Annotated in this window: 2 protein-coding genes; both read left to right on the top strand. The window is 63.7% G+C overall.

The window, feature by feature from the left end; genetic code table 11:
- On the top strand, window positions 1–265 hold a 265-nt coding region (locus ACYP5B_RS22725; protein ID WP_459571168.1), incomplete at its 5' end, for an enoyl-CoA hydratase/isomerase family protein.
- A gap of 1 nt (window position 266) precedes the next feature.
- A partial coding sequence (locus ACYP5B_RS22720; RefSeq protein ID WP_459571167.1) for a CaiB/BaiF CoA transferase family protein occupies window positions 267–833 on the top strand: 567 nt, incomplete at its 3' end.

Below are 833 nucleotides of genomic sequence, written 5' to 3'. Positions count from 1 at the left end.
CTGGGGCCTGATCAACCTGGTGGTGCCCGACGACAAACTCGACGAGGTTGCGCTGTCGGTCGCTCAGGAACTGGCCGCCGGCCCGACCGTTGCGCATGGCGCTACGAAGCAGCTTGTGCGCGTCGCGCTCGACGAAGGCCTGAACGCCGCCGACGAAGCGATGTTCGAACTGCAAAAGCCGATCTGGGCGTCGCAGGACCTCAAGCGGGGGCTCGAAGCCTTCGGCAAGACTGGCCCCGGCACGGCAGAATTCGAAGGGAACTGACATGACTGGACCACTAGACGGACTCAAGGTCGTTGACTTCTCGCGGGTGTTGGCCGGACCGCTCTGTGCACGCACGCTCGCCGATCTCGGCGCGGACGTGATCAAGATCGAGCCGCCACGTCCAGACGTGTCGCGCGCCGCGTACCCGAACCAGGACGGCATGTCGGGCTACTACGCCCAGCAGAACAGCGGCAAGCGCAACATCAGCATCGACTTGAACGTGGGGAACGCGCGCGAGCTGGTGCTGCGCCTTTGCGATGAAGCCGACATCATCGTCGAGAACTTTCGTGCGGGCACACTCAAGTCGTTTGGCCTTGACTACGAGACGCTCAGCCAGCGCAATCCGAAGCTGGTGTACGTGTCTATCACGGGCTACGGCCAGCGAGGGCCGTGGGCGTCGCGCATGGCCTATGCCCCCACGGTGCAAGCCGAAGCCGGCTTCACGCACAACACGATGCATCATTTCGAGGGTATCGATGCTGGCCGAAAATGGACAGATCCGCTGTCGCACGCAGATGTCTACGCGGGCCTGCAGGCAACCATTGCGGTGCTCGCCGCGGTGCGCAAG

The sequence above is a fragment of the Cupriavidus sp. 8B genome (genome assembly GCF_054589115.1).
Note: the sequence above shows the minus strand (reverse complement) of the source record. Positions and strands in the feature narration are given on the sequence as shown.